The 17563-nt window shown below is 47.1% G+C and carries 10 protein-coding genes; 1 reads left to right on the forward strand and 9 read right to left on the reverse strand.

Features of this window, described 5'->3' with window-relative positions; translation table 11 throughout:
* Positions 1-3: 3 nt before the first annotated feature.
* The 3 genes from IX84_RS34030 to IX84_RS27640 all read right to left on the reverse strand — a co-directional run bounded on the left by IX84_RS34030 (position 4) and on the right by IX84_RS27640 (position 9612).
* Positions 4-1539 (reverse strand): tail fiber protein, encoded by a 1536-nt coding sequence (locus IX84_RS34030; RefSeq protein WP_052516458.1) that lies wholly within the window; start codon positions 1537-1539, stop codon positions 4-6.
* A gap of 21 nt (positions 1540-1560) precedes the next feature.
* Positions 1561-3228, reverse strand: coding sequence for a hypothetical protein (locus IX84_RS27635; RefSeq protein ID WP_152605273.1), 1668 nt, complete (start codon positions 3226-3228; stop codon positions 1561-1563).
* Positions 3229-3327: 99 nt separating this feature from the next.
* A complete protein-coding gene (locus IX84_RS27640) occupies positions 3328-9612 on the reverse strand; it encodes an FG-GAP-like repeat-containing protein (protein WP_160213964.1) in 6285 nt (2094 codons plus the stop codon).
* Positions 9613-9876: 264 nt separating this feature from the next.
* Between IX84_RS27640 and IX84_RS27645 the strand changes: the two genes are divergently transcribed.
* Complete coding sequence (locus tag IX84_RS27645) at positions 9877-10950, forward strand: transposase (RefSeq protein ID WP_152605274.1); 1074 nt, start codon at positions 9877-9879, stop codon at positions 10948-10950.
* 785 nt (positions 10951-11735) lie between these two features.
* Here the strand turns inward: IX84_RS27645 and tnpC are convergent.
* The 6 genes from tnpC to IX84_RS27670 form a co-directional block, all read right to left on the reverse strand.
* Positions 11736-13157 carry an IS66 family transposase gene (tnpC, locus tag IX84_RS27650; RefSeq protein WP_052516459.1) on the reverse strand — a complete coding sequence of 474 codons (1422 nt, stop codon included), beginning with the start codon at positions 13155-13157 and terminating at the stop codon, positions 11736-11738.
* 176 nt (positions 13158-13333) lie between these two features.
* Positions 13334-13465, reverse strand: a complete 132-nt coding sequence (locus tag IX84_RS34395; protein ID WP_262501675.1) for a hypothetical protein — start codon at positions 13463-13465, stop codon at positions 13334-13336.
* Positions 13466-13597: 132 nt separating this feature from the next.
* Positions 13598-14806: a GIY-YIG nuclease family protein gene (locus tag IX84_RS27655; RefSeq protein ID WP_044228864.1), complete on the reverse strand. Its 1209-nt coding sequence runs from the start codon at positions 14804-14806 to the stop codon at positions 13598-13600.
* Positions 14799-16850 carry a DEAD/DEAH box helicase gene (locus IX84_RS27660; protein ID WP_044228867.1) on the reverse strand — a complete coding sequence of 684 codons (2052 nt, stop codon included), beginning with the start codon at positions 16848-16850 and terminating at the stop codon, positions 14799-14801. The genes IX84_RS27655 and IX84_RS27660 overlap by 8 nt, the downstream gene beginning before the upstream one ends.
* A 99-nt stretch (positions 16851-16949) precedes the next feature.
* Entirely contained in the window at positions 16950-17300 is a 351-nt protein-coding gene (locus IX84_RS27665; protein WP_044228870.1) for a DUF1016 N-terminal domain-containing protein, read from the reverse strand.
* A partial coding sequence (locus tag IX84_RS27670) for a type IIL restriction-modification enzyme MmeI (RefSeq protein ID WP_044228873.1) occupies positions 17297-17563 on the reverse strand: 267 nt, incomplete at its 5' end. The genes IX84_RS27670 and IX84_RS27665, both read right to left, overlap by 4 nt.

The raw sequence follows: 17563 nt of genomic DNA on the forward strand, positions 1-17563 counted from the left end.
TGGTTAATATTTAATGATGTAATCTACATAGGCATTGATCGGTCGGGATTCTTCTCCCCCTTCTTCCGAAAGACTGACCGAAGTAGTAATATTCGTGGAATTCGTTTCACATCCACAGGCATAGCTGTTGTCAAAGGGAATACCCGAGTTATCCCCGGCCCCACCAGCTACCCGGGGGAAACTGGTAGTCGCCGTAGCACCATGTGTATGTCTTCGAAACTCATAGTTTTGATAACTACCGACTTTGTCGCCAACCACGTCACCGCTTAAGTTGGTGCGGGAAGCTGCATCGGGATCTTTTCCTTTGCCAGCATCACGGCCCCTGAGAAAATGCCCGCGCAAATCAGGAAGATTGAAAGTCCCCTGGCCGTTCCCAGAGCCCCAATGGGTTCCCAGAACTGCAAACAGGTCGGGATAAATATCCGAACGGACAACAGCTCCGTTGCACAACAGCCAGCCTTCCGGCACTGTTTGCCCGGCAAACGGGATGATGGAGCCGACCGGCATCACCAGGCCCGTCTTATCCTTGATGCGGCCATCCACCTGGAGACCGTCCGCATCGACTTCCAGGCTGGAGGCAGTGATGACTTCCAGTTTCACAGAAAAACTGAGGTCAGCATCCGGTCCGATCTCGGACGTCCCCCAGAAGTAAGGATTGGCGGTGCTGTAGGCAAAGGTGACGGTGTTGGTGACTCCGGCTACACGAAAAAAGTAATCCTCGTTTTTATTGAGAATCACCGGAGTGGGCAAGTTCGAAAAGTCAAAAACCTGAAAATCCAATATTCCTGAAAACTGACTGGCGGGGGAGTTTTGGTTCAATATGGCCTGGCCATTGGGCGTACCTTTGGTGATTTTAAACTCAATACTGGTTGAGTTGTTATTGGCGAATTTTAAGGAAACATTTTTTAACTGCCCGCCTTCGTTGGGCGTAAAGCCTTGCCAAACACTGGTCAAACCAATACTAAAATCGGAAGTGCTGCCCAAATGTTCCACCGCGTATTCTGTTGTATCACCACCCCCGACTTGCAGTGAATTGCCGACGATAAGGTCTTCGGTCTCCGGATTCAGCAAAACAAAGTTGCCGTTCGAAAGAAAGAGCGTATCGTCACTGAGCGAAAGCAATTGCAGCTCATTGGTATTGCTCTGGTCGACGGTCGGCTTGTTGGTCACCTCATCCCATTCAACCCCGTCCTTGACCTCTTCCGCCACCGAAGGGTCATTTTCGATGGGGGCATAAATAGTGACTGAGGGCAAGGGGTTTCCATCCACTAAGATGTCCAGTTGATGGCTGGGTTGGTCTTTAAAAATATTATCCGGAAGTGGGCCCAGTTCGACCGCATAAAGGCCATTGTTGACCTGCACTCCCTGGTAAGTTTTATTCCAGCTCACACCTCCGTTGTTGATAATAAAAGTGAAGTTTTTTGCTTCATTGACCGGGTTTCCGTCGAAGTACAGTTTACCCTGAAAAGGCAGGTATTGTGCGGTCAGTGACAAGGAACAACCAAGCAAAAGGCTTGCTATTAGGTAAATTCTTTTCATTGGTATTGATGTTTTAAATAGTTAGTGCCGAACCACTCGCTGAGTGGTCTCGCCATAATCTGTTTTGATGTTTATGTTGATTAAACCGATGGGCAGGGGAATATTTTCAGGATTACAGGTGTACCTGAAAAGTCCACTTGGTTGAATTGGCATTAGCTTTTGAAAGAGTACTTTGCCCGCCGCATTGGAAAAAGTCAGTTCAACTGTGGAAGCGAGCGAAAGCTCCATGGCAACGGACAATTCATTGGAAAATGGGTTTGGAAACACTTCCACGGCCAGCTCATGGGTTTTTTCCGAAATATTGCTGGGCGAACCAAAATCCAGTGGGAGCAGCTCTTTAAAAGGATTGCCTGGACGGGTCATGGCCTGATATTGACTAGTCCACGTTTTTCCATTTTTAAGAAGCCGAAATGTTACCTCTTCGGGGGGCAGGCCATTGATGACCAGCGAGGTGTGGCTCATTTCATCCGTCAACCGGACTTCACCGAGCGCCCTGCATTCTCCATTTACGAAAGCACCAATGATCCCTCCATCTGTTACCGGCATGCCGTTCAATGTTACGTTGCCGTAAGCGATGGTGCTGTTTGGATAGGATTTGACGGTCCATTTCGATTGGTGAGAAAGCTGCTGCATGGCCGGGCTGGTTTGTGGGGGCGTTTCTTTGCTTTTTTCAACCTGGCCGCCCGCTAGCATGCCACCGGGATCGGGATAAGTAAAATCAACTGCCTGCGAAACCCTGACCCAGTACCCTTTGCCGGGCTGGATGGTTTCGAGTGTATTGAACGCGGGATCAATGTTGGGGTCATAGCTTTCGTTGATGTCCTTTACTTTTTCAAGGATGGAAATGATCGATGCAAATGCCTCTTCCACCCCCTGAGGTTCACTGGCCGTATAGCCAATCAGGTTCCAGCCTTCTTCCAGCTGGATGACCGTAGTGGTCGGGTCTAACGGAATGCCATTGAAAATGACGGGCTGACTGGCTGCCATATTTACCCAATACCCCTTTCCGTCTTCCAGGCTGGTAAGGGTACTGAATTGGGGAAAATCAGGGTAAAAAGTAGTAGACTGATCTTTTACCTGGTTCAGCAAGGGATTGAGATGGTCAAACACCGCCGCTGCGGAATAGTCGTCCAATGCCAGGTAGGTGGAAATCAGGTTCCATTCCGTTTCGAGCGGGGTGGATTGTTGAAAAGAGGATTGAATATCGACCGCCAAAAAAGTAGTATCCCCCGTACAGCCGTTTTCATCGGTGGCAAATACCCCAATCCAGCCTTCCTCCTCTGAAGTCCACACCACTTCCACCTCCGAAGTACCATAGCCCGACTGAAACAGCCCACCTTCAATGATCCAGTGGTAAAAGTAGCCGGGGGAATTCGCGACTGAATAGTTCAGTCCACTGGCCCCAATGGCTGGCTCCTCATTCCCGGAAATATTGCTGGTAACCGGCAGCGGATGCAAAGTGTATTGGTGCGGGATGGCTCGGGTACAGCCATTACTGCCAGTGACGGTGACGACATATTGTTCGCCCGGTAATGGAACCACCTGGATCACTGCATCTTGAGAACCATCGTTCCACTCATAATTCACTCCTCCATTGGCTATAAGATTGACCGTATCGCCCAGGCAAATGTTATTTGGGCCTTCTACACCTGCGGAAGGGAGGGAGCCAATGAACTGTTTGGATTTCACATGCCCCTTTGTGCTATATGAAAAATTGTAAGACTGACAAAATAATAAACAGGGAATGCCTGTCAAAAGGAATAAAATCAATTTTTTCATGACTTATTTTTAAAATGAGTAACCGTTCATGATCTTATACTCAATATTTCGTTCGAGATCATTATAAAAACCTTCCATACCTTTAATGATCACGCGTGGTTTCACATCAATACTGACGGAGGCAGGACCAACGTCTCCATGCACACCGACCGTTCCAGCCTTAATATTCATATGTGCTCCAACTTTTCCAGGGCCAACCGGAAGAGATCCAGAGATTTTTCCACTTGTACAGAGTTTGAAGTAGGGATTGCCAACCGAAGCCTCAAAACTTCCATTGTCCGAGACACTAATGCTTCCTGAAATTCCGTAATTGGATTGAAAATTTTCTGTTGTATAAGAGAAACTAACGTTAACAACATCTTCTCCGCCCGTCCATTTTTCCCATAGATTTCCTTCTTCATTATACAAACTGACAAATGCCCCAGAAATGGCTCCGTTGGAAAACTTACCCCCCCCCAGTTCGGCAGAAGTACCTCCGACCACTGCGGACGATGCTACTCTGACGATTGGGTCGTCTATATAGGTTATCCCTATCTGCGACGCAGAAGAAAAGCTACCAGACAGAAAACCGTGTTCAAATTTACCCCCTTGTGCCTCCGTGGCAGCACCTTGCACCACCCCGTGGGCAATAGATTTTTGTGCAACATTACCCCAGGTAGTTTTATGGTCCCAAGCTTCCCCAATACTATGTGTCAGTGCAGCGGTAACAGCTCCGATAGCTGCACCCCTCAATCCAGCATGAAATGCATCGTTGGTACTTCCTCCAGCCAACATAACAGAGAGAGAGGAACTGGTAAACCCAGAGGCTGCACCGGATACAACGGGACCAGCCGGTGCCGTTACTATGCTTACCCCGATCGAAGCCGCAGTAACGACAATCTGGTTCCATGTTTCTTTCCCAAAGACGGTTTGACCCGCAACATTGGATGCCTTCAAATTGGCGAGTGATAAATCGATCCCTGCCTGACCTAAACTATTTAAGGCATCACCTATCTCACCTTTACTTAAACTTCTGACCGCTTTTTTTCCATTCCTGCTTATCCGGTTGAAGGATCTTTTAAGGGAACGCCAGACTTTTTTGAAAAAAAATCCTGAAGGGTCGGTATACGCCAACGGATTGTTCATCACATAGGAGTACCTATTCAGGTTTTGTAAATCGGTATGATCTTGTATGAAAGGATCGGGACTGATAAAACGGCCAATAACAGGATCGTAGACCCGTCCGTTCATATTGATGAGCCCAAAGTTATCTAAATGTTCATGGCCGGTATATCCACGGTCGTAGTCGAATTCAAGGTTGTTATCAATATCAGTACCGTCGGGGCTTCGGCGCTTGCCCCACGCATCATAACTTAATAAGGCTATCACTTGACCAGAATCACCAGTAATGCTTTGCAGCGATCCGAGATGATCTTTGTGCCAGTAGTGAGTGGAAGTTTCTCCCTCATGGTTAGAGTTACGTACAGCCACTACCTCGCCATTGGCACTGATATAACACAAATCCAGGGTGAGGGAATCAGTAATGAGCTGTTCAAATAGCCCCCCAACATATATTTTGGTAGCGGATAAGATAGAATCCTGAAATGTCCGTTGGATAATGCGCTCCCGGGAAGCACCGTAGTCAATCTCCAACCAATCCCCTTTTTCATTAAAAATGGTATTGACCTTGTCGAAGCTGGTAAAAGAGTAGTTGGATGTATTACTTGGAAGACAGAGGGTAGTGTCTCCGATGATGGTAGTCAGTTGGTGAGGCCCTGCGCCGTTTTCTCCATAAAAATATTGTCCGACATCTGATTTGTAAGTGATGTTTCCCAGGACATCGTAAGTCAAATTGGTATTGGCAACACCAGGGATGGAGGAAGAAACAAGCCTATTCAAGTCATCATATTCAAAACTTTCAATAAGGTTCAACAGGTTGTCCTGCCTTTGGGTAAGGTTTCCCAGATTATTATAGGCATACGAGAGATCCTGAACCTGGCCCTGTGTTCCAAAGCTTTTTATTTTCTCTAACCAGGAGGTGTTATTATTAAAGGAAAATTCAGAGATAACACCATTTCCGAGTGTGCTTTTTGTGAGCTGTCCTCTTGCATTTACCTGATCTGCTTTCCAGTATAGAGTATTGGTAATGTTATCTCTGACTTCGGAGTGATAGCCGTAATCATTGTAAATGTTTCTGATAGAAAAGCTATTAGGGTAATGAGTGCTAAGCAAACGGCCGAATTCATCAAAGTAGTTGCTGATGCGATGGATTTTACCATTGATTGTTCTATCTTGATGACGAACTCTGCTCAAATCATCGTAAATCAGTTCGTAGTAATAACCAGGGCTGGTAGTTGAAGCCAGCATCCCCAGTCCATTTGGCTGGCTATCATAGTTCCAGCTGGTCACTCCCTCCGGTTCGGCCCTCTCAATCAGACGGCCCAAAATATCGTAATTGAATAAAACGACTTCCCCTTTTTGATTGGTTTGGCTCAACAATTCACCAATTGTATTATAATGATATTGGTAAGTCCCTAAATCAGGGTCTGTCATTGACGTTTTATTTCCATATAAATCATAGGTCATTGTCGTCTCATTGCCCAGTGGATCAGTTATCTTGACCATATTGCCTTGAGAGTCGTATTCGTAGGTAATGGTGTTACCTTGATTGTCCGTACTTGAGGCAAGCCGCCCAATCGGGTTTTGAGTCAAAGTCTTGGTTTGTCCCAAAGAGTTGGTCGAGATAGTGGCCAGGCCCAAATATTCGATAGTAGTGGTTAGATTGCCGGGGCTGACGGTTTGCACAGTCCTGCCTATTTCATCATAATTACTGGTAGTCCAAACGGGAGTTGACCCTTCGAAGTAAGGATCAGAAACACCTGTTATAAGGCCCCGCTCATTATAGGTAGATTTAACGATGGTTGTTTGTCCATTAAATCCAATGAAGGATTTTTGTATTTCCCGACCCAATATATCAATGTAGGTATAGGCAGGTGGGCTGGTGGCCGTTTCAGATACAGTATAAAATACAGCATTGACAGGACAATTACCTTCACACTTTAGATATTGGGTCGTTGTCCAGTTCCCATCGGGATATTCTACTCTGCTGACCCTGCCAAATTCATCGTATTCATAACTGATTGTATGGCCATTTGCATCCGTTGAGGCTGTTAGGTTGCCAAATTTTTGGTCGTAAGCAGAGGTAGATGTGTGCCCAAGTTCATTGCTGACAGATAAAGTAAACCGGCCATGCTGATCAAAAGTAGTGTAGGTGTTTCTACTAGTAAGTTGAGTCCCATTAAAATAAGTGAGGGTACTTTGAGTAATATTCCCAAATTCATCGTAAGTATAGTGTTTGGATATTCTTTGCTCTATCGGCAGGTCGGGTTCCGTAATTTCATTAATCAATAAACCAGTTGTTGGGTGGTATTCAAACGCAGCCACCCTTTTGGTTATTGGTTTTTGAGGTGCCTTCCTAAATACCTCAGATCTTGACAACCTTCCGAGAATCCAGTTTCCGATAACGTCTGTGTATTCGTTCCAAGTTGAGTCAATATGTCCATCTCCATGATCGACCACTGCGTAACGGACATTTCCATAGTCATCGTAACTCATTCTGTTGGTCACCGTGGTGATAAGGGTTCCGTCTAATTCGTAATTCCTCGTGACAGTCTTGGACGTATATGAAAAATGTGCTTTGACTGATCCATCTTGCCCATAATACTCCGTTAGTTCATTCGTATAGTCCGTTTCGTTCAATATATTGCCGTTTGGAAGTCGTGTTTCCGTTCTTGTGAGGGGGCTGCTCAAATATTTAAAATCCCGGTCAAAAAATTTAATATTGGTTATTCCTGTACCTAAATCAATTGTCCTAACTTCACTAAACCCTCTGAACCCTCTACCTTGCAGGTTAGTTTTGGCTCCTTTATAACAGTAGGAAACATGGCTTTTACCACCTATACCATTATCAGTTGAAAAAGATGATATAACGAACAGGTTAGACTGAAAGTCATATTCCGGGTAGATTGCAGTATTTTCTTTGGTATAAATGCTTCCATCTAATAGAGACTTATAGGTCAATTCAATTTCAAGTCCATGGCCGTTCGTGATCTTTTCAATGTAATTGGCAATTTCTATATTGCTTTGAAACCATCTGTTGGCTCCATTTGACTTGTCATACCACATGATATCAACCAAACCTTGACAACTGAAACCACCAATGGAAATATTTGTCCCTTCCTTGATTTGATTAGGATCAATGGGGTTAAGAAAACCCTGTTGACTTGGTTGTGCAGGGTTGAGTGGCTCATTAAAATTGCATTGACCATCATTTTGAAACCAATGGTTGTAGCCATTGTCTTTGTTGTACCATAAAATATCATCTGCACCATCACCATTGAAATCAAAAAGATAGAGTACTTTGCTGTTTCCGGTTCCCGAAATCAGGTTGTTATTAAGTGTATGACTGACCTGGGTAAAGGCCTGTTGGCTTCCAGCAAACTTACCACTATTAAAAAACCACTTTGTTGCACCTCCATTCTTGTTAAACCACATGAGGTCGGTCAACCCATCCGCATTCCAATCTCCAAACTGGATTTGCACATTGGCATCCCCTGCAATTGCACTGTTGACTTGATCGGTATATGACGTGAACGAAGCCCCCACTCCATTACCGGTATTGATGAACCATCTGTTCGATCCATTGCCTCTTTGGTATCTCAACAAATCCATCAATCCATCTGCATTCCAATCACCGGAAATCAATTGTACATCTGTGCCTCCTATAAGTTGACTGCCACTGATCACATTTTGACCATTGTTGACCGAAGTGAAAGTGGTGGCTGTCCCTTGTTTTTGGTTAAAGAAGAAATGATTCCTTCCATTTGAGAACAGGTAAAGCATGACATCTGTAAGCCCATCACCATTATAATCACCAAAATAGGGTTGTATAATCTGTGTGCCATTTACAACCTGAAATTCCGCTTTAGGGATAAGTTGACTTTCATCTGAAAAAGACAACTGAGAAAATGATTGCCCATCATTAAAATACCATATATTATCCCCTGCATTAGGATCATAAAACAGTAGGTCACTGAATCCATCTGCATTGAAATCAGCTACCCTGGGAATTTTACCTTTGATATTGTTTGCAGGAAGGATAGCATTGCTGGGAAGGGAAAAATTGAAACTTTTGTTGTTATTGAAAAAGGCATTGTTCCCACTGATTGGGTCAAAAGTCAAAAAATCCGAGATGCCATCTCCGTCCCAATCACCTGTCAGAAGAGTCAAATTGTCATTATCCAATGAGGCTGGCAAGAGAGCGTCTGAAGTAGAATTTGAAAACCCAAGATTATTTTCTTTCATCCACTCAAACGTGGTGGGTGAAAAACAAATGCCGTCAGTACCACACTCCGTAATTTTTGTCAGCAGTGAAATATTTGTATTAGTAGAATAGTCGTACTCAAAATGGTACGCCCTCACCACTTCATCGTCATGTTTACATTCTATCCTGTTCAGCCTTTTTTTAGCTTGCATCTGGACACCACTAGCAAACTTGATGTTTTTGTCCTCCCGATCCTCATAAATAAATTGAATCGAAGATGTAGCAGACAGATTGCCATTTTCATTAAGGGTATAATCTATCCTATGGGGCCGATAGTCACCAGTGGCGTTTTCTTCCTGATAAGAAAAGGAAATATAGTTGCCCATGGTGTCAAAAATTCTACTGACATACCAAAACAAAATATTCTGTGAGCCCTGAGCTTCAATTTTTGAATCCGTAGTAAAACCATACTCTATCACCAATCCTGCCTTAGTCCACACCTTGAATCTTTCCGGAGATCCGTTTACATTGCCATATGCCTTTATTTTTTGATGAATATTTTGCTCAGTCCGGTATTCAGAATTGTCGGCTCCGTAATTTCCTTCCACTAATACCAACCGCTCTCCATCGAGACTGTAGGTATCCGTTTCGTCAATATTGACACCAGTGATCTGGTTGTCTTGAGCCAAGGTACGTCTGCTCCTGCTGATAACAGACATACCTTGAAGGTGCCAGCCTTTTCCCAACAAACCATTTCCTCCTTGGCTGCTGTAGGAAAGAGATAGGGTGGGCTGCATACCCGCTGTTCCCGGCGGTACTGTAATGGGGATTGAGTAAACTGCCGAACCTGCATCCGAAACATTGAACTGTCCTGCTGTATATCCTGCAATTTCATTGTTAATCAATTCGTAATCTTGCTCAATTTCTGTCGACTTATTGCCAATATTGATAAAACAGATTAGCAATAATAAGGTGTTCCAGATGCTTTTCATATTTAATAAATTGGAAAGGCTTTGTTGCATGAATAGACCAAACTAGAAGATGGGCCGGAAGTTTGTATTTTTGGTTTTCCACAACTAAAAACTCAAACCATCCGCCCCATGTTAAAAATAATTCATTGCCGTACACTTTTAGCTCGGCAAAAAGTTCATTGAAAGTTTGGAAAGAGAGACAGAAAAAATAAGGGTTTTCTGAGATTTTAAAATCTTTACAGAAAACCCTTGCAAAATGTCGTTCTGCAAAGATCTAAAAAATGGTTGATAAAGCATCAATCTGAGGTTCCACAAGGCAACGCCTTGCGTCGATTAACTGTCTTATCTGGTTTATTAGGTGCCTTAATCAAAGGTGTCCGGGCATCTTTATCAGAGTTGGGCCGCCATATGGAAGACCCTACCGACCTGGAAAGCCGGGTCAAGAAGGCCAAGCGTTGGTTGCAAAATAAGTGGACCGATGTCACGGTACACTTTATACCCTACCTTCTTCCGATTCTCCACTCTCTGAGCAAGGCTGGAGAGTTAGTTCTGGCCATCGATGGCTCCTGTGTGGGCAAAGACTGCATGGCGCTGATGGTCAGTGTAATCTGGCGCAGGCGAGCCATTCCCATTTGTTGGGTAGTTCGTAAAGCTCCCAAAGGCCATTTCCCGGAACACATGCACGTGGCCATTATCGGTCAAGTGGCGATGCTTATGGACAGTATCCTGGAACAGGATTGCCGGATTTTCCTGCTGGGAGATGCCGAATTCGACGGCTGCGAGTTGCAACAGTCTTGTTTGGCTCACGGTTGGGAGTACGTGCTAAAAACGGCGAAGGATACTTTGGTAGCCGATCATCCGAACATGGAGAATGCTTCGGCTTTTGGCCATTTGGCCGCAAGTATCGGTCAAAAAAGCTTGTTCCTGCCCCAAATGTATGTGACTAAGCAAGGGTTTGGGCCAGTCAATGTCTTGTTCTGGCATGACCGGACCCGATATGACCGACCTTTGTATCTGTTGACCAGCTTGGAATATGGCCCGCAAGCCGAAACATATTACCGAAAGAGGTATCACATTGAAACCTTTTTCGGCGATATCAAATCTCGCGGATTCCACATTCATAAAACCAGGATTGAAGAGCCTCAAACCTTGTTCAATCTCTTGATCGTGGCTAGCCTGGCTTTCATCATCTGTATCTTGTTCGAGTTTGATGCCCGAACCTCAGCTCAGTTGGGCAAATTCTGCCGTAAAGACCGAATCGACAGCTTGTCCGTGTTTCAGATTGGACTGAGGGCTGTCCGATTTTATGCTAGGCATGCTATGAATCTTTCTTTCCAATTTTCAAAGAACTTCCCGTAAAATAAAAGTGTACGGCAATGAATAGTTTTAAGTATTTTAAAGAAAGTATTTGAGGTTATGGAGGATAAATTTAGACTATTTACAATGTCTTGGAATTGCACAATAATCCCAAAGAGTAGCATTATCGTCCCAACAGGATTAAAATATTGGAAATCAGAATATTAGGAATGTTTAAATAATAACCTCACCATTTATGACTGCTTCTTTTTGCGCTGGTCTGCGTTGCTCATTAGTCAGGTAGCTTTGGCTATCTTCTTTCTTCCCGCCTTGCCCAGCACAAAAATAACCGACTCAAAATGTCGAATCTATTTTTTTAACGTTCCTTAGCCCGGATTATTCACGGCATGGAGTTGAAATTAAATTTTAACTCCATGCCGTGAATAATCCGGGCTAATCTTAGTGTAAAAATAGCTCGCTGAACCATAGCCGAAATTTGTTTTCAGCTGTATTGAAAAATCATCGTTAAGTGGATATTTTGGAGCAGACCAGCCAACTCGTCTATGCGAATAGGCCAATATTTTTTTATCTCGAGCACACTTTTTATAAGCTTTTTTTAGATAGTAAGCCTGAAGTCTATGTTTGCACTGATTTAACAATCGCTCCTTTTCATCTTGTTTTGCCTTTTCCTTTTTTACTAAACCATCAATTTTGCTAAAATCACTGGGGTAATTTGATTCGATTTCTTCTACTGTTGAATAAAATCCTTGGTATGGTTTATTTAAACTGACACAGTAATCATAACGTTCGAAAAGGATCTTAAGCTTCTTATGTTTTTTTGTAACTATTTAGGTGTGGGTTCCTGCGGCAGCGTAGCTGCGAAGGAACGACTCGCCCCGCCAAGCGTTGAGCAACTCTTCATAGGCAGACAAGCCGTGCTTTTTTGCCGTGCTGCAAAAGCTTTTGATCCTTGCATAGTGCCGCGCACCCTGTAGGGTACGGAAGCAGCCACTGACTTTTAGCTTCGTTTTTAACGGGCGGATATCACGTTCGGCCAGGTTATTAGTGAAGGGCACTTCGTGCTCCCGCGTGAACCTCAGTACTTCTTCTTCGTATCGTTCCAGCCTTTCGAGCAGGTTCCTCCCTTTTGTTTTCTTCGCCCGGCCTTTTGGGCGGAGTTCGGGCGGCGGCTCTTCACGGCTGGCTTCTTTTAAGATTTGCCGGTAGCGGGACAGGACCGTTTTATATTTTTTAGCCGGCAGCACTGAGCTCCCGCCACTGCTAAATTCGTAAGCGTACATTAACAAACTGTGCATCTTGTCAGCCCACTGGCGCTCATGGTTTTCAGCTAGGCCTCTAAGCTCGCGCAGCAAGTGCGCCCCACAAAGCGCATGGCGGGCGTTTTCCAAGCCAAAATAGCTTGCCCAGCAGTCGTGCACCAGTGTGCCTGTATAGTTTTGAGCTATGCTTTCGTCGCTGTGCAGCGCCTGTGCGCCTCTTTTCTCATGCACAAACAGATAAGTAAACAGGCCACAGACAAAATTATGTGCCCAGTGCAGTTTGCCTGCCACCCGGGCACCGCTTTCGTCAGCATGCGCTACGGGGCTGGACAATGCCTGCTCTTTGATAACCGCCTCATCATCGGCCAGCTTCCCGTACATGCGCTGTACGGAAGTGGATACTGTATTCTCATTAAGCTCATACCCTGTCAGGCTGGCAAAGAGCTCCCCTATGCGCCCTACGGGCATGCTTTGCTCCACATTCAGCAGGCTGACTAAGGCATGTACCCTGTCGCCGTATTGTACGGGGGCTGGCACGCCGGACGGGAAGCTGCCTGTATGCTGCTCGCCACAGCAAGGGCAATGTTTGACCTCCAGGCGGTGCTCTTCTATTTGCAAAAGCTTCGGGGGGAGGTCAAAAACCTGGCGGCGCTCTAAGCTTATGCTTGGCACAGTGCTTTCCAGGCTCTGCCCGCAGCTGCATGTTTGCTCAGCTACCGGGTGGACAATATGGCGGTCTGCTGCAGACGGGGCGACCATCTCAAGCGTCTTCCCCTTATGCCCAGACTGGCCTCCCTTCTTGCCGCCTTTCTTGCGCGGGAAAGCAGGGGCCTTCTTCAGCCCATCGCTGCTCGGAGGCCGCGACGAAGTCCGGCTGTTGGCTTTCAGCTGAGCTTCCAGCTCTGCAATACGAGCCAGCGCTGCTTCCAGCAGTGATTCCAGCTTCGCTATTTGCTCAGCTTGTTGCGCTATGATCTCGTCCTTGTTCACCTGTGCTAGTTCGCTATTTTCTCGCTATTTTGCAAATTGACCTAAATAGTTACAATTCCCCTTTAGTCAGATTCTATACTCAACTGGTATTGTAGGACTAAACCTCATGCATACAGTTAAGAAAATCCCTTTTAACCTCTCCCCATTGTTATCTTACCCCCAAAATTGCCCGGGCTCTATAAAACACGCTGTATCGATAAAATAAAGGCTTCTTGATTGATATCATCAATTATGAGTTCGCTTTGCCGGGCAAATTCGAAGAGCCTATTTGCTTCTTTTGGTTTGTTTTCGTGTTTTTCTTTGGCCATTGGGCTTGCTCTTTTGCCACTTCAAAGGTGACGGGCGACTGCTTGGATAAGCGCATCATAGACAAAGCCCCTCTTTCCTGAAATCAAGTTAGTAAAGTTGGAGTGTCCTGCAATTATTCAACATCACCCCTGTTACCGCCTCAACTTCGCCGCCCCCACATCATAATAATACTCCCCAATCGTCCCATCCATGACCTTCTCTACCATCTCATCAATCACAAAAATGGGTACCAAAAACCACTCCCGCACCCGCACCGGCTTCCCAAAACGGTCTTTGATCTCAATGTCAATCCTGGCCTGGTCAAAGAATTGGTGGATGAGCTTTTCCAGCTTGAATCGGTTGATGTTGGCGAGCTGATAGGTGGCGACGACTTCTACGTCGGCCATCAGGAAGGTGGGCTCATTTTTGGCATTGGCAATCCGGCGTTTCACATCGCTGATGGTGACGCCGATCTTGTGGATGACGTCCCGGCTTTCCTGTATCGTGGGGTGGTCGGACTGACTACGCAGGACGTAGATGGTGCCGGTGGCTACATCATCTTCGCTGCTTTGATCCGAGAATAGCCCGCCCAGCTTAGGATCGGTGACAAAGCGGCTCGTCTCGTCTTTGTACATGGCGCGGATGAGCGACCGCAGCAGGATGTTGCTTTCCATGCCGTTGGAGTAGATAACGCGCAGCCTTGCATCTTCTTCCCCGTTTGGGGCTTTGAAGGACTCCCCGACCTCGGCGATGTACGCCATCTGACCGCCCACAATAACAAACTGGGCTTTCTTCAAATCGGTCTTGGTAAAGCCTGAGTCTTTACGGAACTGAATGGTTTCCCGTATGCCACTATCCAGCTCTTGCTGTACCCGCTCAAAGAGGGGCTTGAATTGGTCAAAGTCCTCGCAGCGCGTACGGTTGGCCATTTCTTCCACGGCTCGTTTGTCGGCGCTCGACCGGACGTGCCTCAGCCGGGTGATGGAGGAATCGTCTTTCACCTCTACGCCCAGCTCTTGCAGCAGAGTGTCGTCGTCTATGTCATCGGGTATGGAATGGCCGGAGGCTGGCTCAGCGGTGAGCAGGTTTTGGGTGTCCAGGCCGTTGAGCAGTTCCACGCATTCTTTTTGGGCGCGGATCCGGTCGAGGCGTACCGCGTACAGGCGCTCGAAGATGTCCCGCTCTTCACCGTGCTGTGGCAGCCGCCCGTGTTCTTCCACAAACTTCTGGATTTCCTCGAAGCCGGCAATAATGCGCTCTTCCCGGGCGGTGTATTTTTTGACGGCCTTCGCCTCAACTTCTACGCCGAGTTCTGCCAGCAGGTCTTCATCCTCTTTCGTAAGCTTGTCTTTCTTAGCCATTCGATTGCTCTGCTTTTAGTCTTGCCAATACTGCGATGCCCTGTGCCATGCGCTGCTCCCAGGGGTCTGACGATTTGAGGTCGGGCAATCGCCCGCGCTCCTGTTTGAATTGTAAGGCCCGCTTGGCCAGGTCCCGGGCTTCGTCCAGGGAAATGTTGTGCTTTTTGGCTGAAATAACTTCAGCCATTGCCTTAAGGCTGCTCTCTGTCATGGCTTTGGAGAGGATGGAGTAGGCTTCGCTAAAGGGGTTGATGCTGTCGATCCAGTCCACATTCAGCTCGCGCACGTCCATGGCCAATTTTCGAATACCGTCTATTAATGCGGTATTACCTTTCTCGATTACTGACCTATCACTGTTTAAAACCTCTTTGGCCTTTTGCGTTAGGTTAAGGGCAGCGACAGCATGCTGACGTACAGATTCCACATCTTCAGCATCTAATTCAGGGTACTTGTCTTTGATAATTTTGCCTATTCGTATTTGAGTTAGCTCCTGTGGAACGACTTCTTCGTCGAATAAACCCCGGCCCATAGCTTCCTTATCCTGTACGACTGCGGCAATCACTTCGTTCAGGTCTTCCTTGCAGATGCGCTTGGCCGCATCACTTTTCGGCTCGGTCAGCCCTTTGATCTCTATCTGGTACTGACCGGATTCTTCGTTGAAGCCGATATTCTCCTTGTTCGGGTCATAACCTTCTTCCCCGTAGTCGTAGCCTTTGACCGGGCCGCTGTCGGCTTTCTTGGGCGTGAAGTTGAAACGGGGGGCCAGTACCTGCTCCATCAGCAGGCTGGCAGATATGGCTTTCAGGGTGTCATTGACCGCATCGGTCACAGCTTCCTCGGAGGCATCAGGCTCGGCGATCAGGTTGGTGAATCGGGCTTGGGTTTTGCCTTCCGCGTCCCGGGTGGCCCGGCCGATGATCTGCACAATCTCGGTGAGGCTGGAACGGTAGCCGATCGTCAATGCGTGCTCGCACCATACCCAGTCGAAGCCTTCCTTGGCCATGCCCAGGGCAATGATGATGTCGACATAGTCGCGGTTTTTCTTGGCCTCGGGTGCGCGCAAGGCAGCGGCTACGCGGTTGCGCTTGGCCGGGTCATCGTCGACCAGGTCGGCTATGCGGAGGGTCTTGCCGGTGGCGGTTTTCACCAAATGGAAACCGGTCTCCGGATTCGTGCCCTGCCAGTCGCCCAGCTCGTGTATGATGTGCTCCACTTCCTTGATCTTGTCGCCCATGCTCTCGCGGGAGTTGACGTTGGGGATGTGGATGATGGTCTTTTCCTCGGGATTGAGTACGGACAGTATCTCATCGGCGTAGGCTCCGCTGTAGAAGTAGTAGCCCAGGTTGAGCGTCTTGAGGTGCTGATAGCCGTTGAGCTGCTCGTAGTAGGTGTAGGTGACGGTGTCGAATTTTGCCTCGTCTTCCGGCATGAGCACCGGATTGGCATCGCCCCGGAAGTAGGAGCCGGTCATGGCGACGATGTGGGTCTTGTCCCGCTCTATGAATTGCTTGAGCTGTGTGCCGAGCACGTTGTTCTCATCGGCGCTGACGTGGTGGAATTCATCAATGGCGATCAGGCGGTTGTCGAATGGCTCAATACCGAAGCGCTCTACGGCAAAACGGAAGGTGGCATGCGTACAGACTAGCACCCGGTCTTCGCTCTCCAGGAAAGACTTTACGGAGTTGACCTTGCTGCCGTCTTCCCCGGGGGCATTGCAGAGGTTCCACTTCGGTTCTACCTCCCAATCGTAGTAAAAGCCAAACTTCGTCAGCGGCTCATTGGCAAAGCTGGCACCGATGGACTTTTCCGGCACGGCAATAATCGCCTGCTGAATTCCTTGCTTGTTCAGCTTGTCCAGCGCAATAAACATCAGCGCCCGGCTCTTGCCCGATGCTGGGGGTGACTTGAGGAGCAGGTATTGCTCGCCCCGCTTTTCGTAGGCTTTCTCCTGCATGGCGCGCATGCCCAGCTCATTGGAGGTGATGGAGCTGCCCGTACTTTTGTAGTGGACGGCTACCGAGGGGATGTCTTTTTTAGGGGTCATGCTTGTACTTTTTTATGATAACTGCCAAAGGAGACGCTGTATCCAGCCTCGTCTTCAATTCTCATAAGTTTGAGATAGTGTGACCAGCTTAGGAATGGTTCAATAATAAAAGCCATTCCTTAACCGAAAATCAGGACGTTCAGATTTCCGAGACAGTGTCTCGGATTTTGAGTATGTCAAATAGAACCGTCTCATGTTCTCCAGGTTATCCGTCGAGAAGCCTCTGCCAAAATCTTGAGACAAGCGCCTGGACAGCCCTTTTAGAATTCCTTTGCCATATTCTGCTCGTTCTTTTCCACCTTGCTCATTTTCCACGATGATCCGCCCGATTTCGTAATAGGTGACGACCATCGTCTGATTGACCTGACTGACTACTTTTCTTCTCGCAAGGGAAAGCAATTCCCCTATTTGAGCGTAGAGCTTTTCTTCTAAATTACGGTGTGGGGTCATGGCCTATCTTTTTTTGCAGTCATTTCGGTGTACAGTTCAAAAAGCTTTTCCAGGCGCTCCGTATCGTTTTTGAAGCGCCGCCCGATGTAGATGCGCTCCAGCACCTCGTCGTTGCGCTCGTGGGCGTGGCGGAGGTCTTCGGGCATCTTTTCCGGGTCGTACAGATCGGCGATCGTGGCCGGGAAGTGGCGCTCGCGGGCCAGCAGGATGTCTTCGGCGCAGCGGGTGAGGTCTTCTTTGTTTTTGGTGGTCAGCTTGGGGAC

The organism is Phaeodactylibacter xiamenensis, from assembly GCF_000759025.1.
Lineage (GTDB): Bacteria > Bacteroidota > Bacteroidia > Chitinophagales > Saprospiraceae > Phaeodactylibacter > Phaeodactylibacter xiamenensis.

What these genes read in the sequence shown, in the direction of transcription:
- IX84_RS27665 (WP_044228870.1), bottom strand. Translation starts at nt 17,300, where the DNA reads ATGACCCCACACCGTAATTTAGAAGAAAAGCTCTACGCTCAAATAGGG.
- IX84_RS34395 (WP_262501675.1), bottom strand. Translation starts at nt 13,465, where the DNA reads ATGGCCAAAGAAAAACACGAAAACAAACCAAAAGAAGCAAATAGGCTC.
- IX84_RS27655 (WP_044228864.1), bottom strand. Translation starts at nt 14,806, where the DNA reads ATGGCTAAGAAAGACAAGCTTACGAAAGAGGATGAAGACCTGCTGGCA.
- IX84_RS34030 (WP_052516458.1), bottom strand. Translation starts at nt 1,539, where the DNA reads ATGAAAAGAATTTACCTAATAGCAAGCCTTTTGCTTGGTTGTTCCTTG.
- IX84_RS27660 (WP_044228867.1), bottom strand. Translation starts at nt 16,850, where the DNA reads ATGACCCCTAAAAAAGACATCCCCTCGGTAGCCGTCCACTACAAAAGT.
- IX84_RS27640 (WP_160213964.1), bottom strand. Translation starts at nt 9,612, where the DNA reads ATGAAAAGCATCTGGAACACCTTATTATTGCTAATCTGTTTTATCAAT.